Source organism: Synechococcus sp. WH 5701, from assembly GCF_000153045.1.
Lineage (GTDB): Bacteria > Cyanobacteriota > Cyanobacteriia > PCC-6307 > Cyanobiaceae > Regnicoccus_A > Regnicoccus_A antarcticus.
In genome coordinates this window covers 1-1,153 of the sequence record NZ_CH724166.1, presented here as the reverse complement: position 1 = coordinate 1,153, position 1,153 = coordinate 1, and the positions used below count along the sequence as shown (strand labels likewise).

The 1,153-nt window shown below is 50.7% G+C and carries 2 protein-coding genes; one reads left to right on the top strand and one right to left on the bottom strand.

What is annotated here, in order from left to right:
• The first annotated feature begins 376 nt into the window (after positions 1-376).
• On the top strand, positions 377-706 hold the full coding sequence (locus WH5701_RS15530; protein WP_037981811.1) for a DUF2811 domain-containing protein: 330 nt from the start codon (positions 377-379) through the stop codon (positions 704-706).
• On the opposite strand, the gene WH5701_RS17065 is transcribed toward WH5701_RS15530, so the two are convergent.
• Positions 660-1,153, bottom strand: a 494-nt coding sequence (locus WH5701_RS17065) for a GMC family oxidoreductase (protein WP_232202009.1), incomplete at its 5' end; no start/stop codon positions are given. The two genes, WH5701_RS15530 and WH5701_RS17065, sit on opposite strands and share 47 nt — an antisense overlap.

Here is a 1,153-nt window from a genome sequence, read left to right as displayed (position 1 = left end):
AGCGCGACCAGTCTCAGTAAGAACTAGTGAGATTTTCCGAATATCAGATTTATTAATCAATAAAAAAGCAGGGACGTCTTCCCTTTTTTTTCCACAACATCGGTCCCAATTTCCACAAGCAGTTCGTTGAGATGCCCATCATTCCTGAAGCCTGTGAAGAGAGAACCAAAAACAAAAACTGTCTTGACGGGCACTTCGATTGGACTTCGGTTGGATAAAGCCTTGGTTAAGCGTCCCAACCGAAAGCCTTAAATCGATTGCAAATACTAGTTTCTTGCCAAGTCTCATCCACGGCTTTTTCAAAAATCAGTTGTTTTGACGAATACGGGGTTTGTATGGCTTTCTTATGGACGTCAACGAGTCAGAGCGAGGCTCAATGGATCGAAATCATTTGGAGAAATGTCATGGGTTGGGAGCAACAGACGCTGTTGTTTCCACAAGCACGCCTCCGCTCACCATGAGTGTTTCATCGCCTTCGCATTCCTACGTGAGTCTGGAAGCAGAAATCCCCGAAGTGCTCTACCGCGGCATGAAAGATTTCATTGGAGACCACCCCACCTGGGATCAATACCGAGTGATGAGTTCGGCACTAGCCCACTTTCTCTTCCAAAACGGCAGCGACAATCGGGCCGTAAGCGAGCGCTATCTCGACGATTTGTTTATGCAGTCCGAGCCTCAAGGGCGAGGAGGCAAGCGCGACGACTGATCGCCATCATCGTGAGCGTTGGAGACTGCCAAGCGGAGGTTGGCCAACAAGCGCCATCCACAACCAGCACATTTGGTGTTCTCCACAATTGGTTGCTGGCATTGAGAACACTGGTGCGTTCATCACAACCGAATGGAGCCCCTCCCACTTCGTGGATGTAGTAGCCAGGCGGAGCTGCACCTTCGCTTAAGGCCACAGCGCCTTTCAAAAAGGGCTCGACCAAAGGCAGGTGAAACAGGTCTTTGATTGGCAAGGGTTCCCCCCCGGCGGCAGAAATGCAAGCCTGAATCCGACCGCGCATGTGATCCACCATCGCCAATTCATTGACGCTCCATTGGCAGTTGATATGGGGAACAGCTACATCCCAACGATCCACTTGTCCCTGCAAGGTCACCCTGTTGTCAGCACGGGGCAGAACTTCTCCGTGACCAATCAAAAATCCCGTCG

What these genes read in the sequence shown, in the direction of transcription:
- WH5701_RS15530 (WP_037981811.1), top strand. Translation starts at nt 377, where the DNA reads ATGGATCGAAATCATTTGGAGAAATGTCATGGGTTGGGAGCAACAGAC.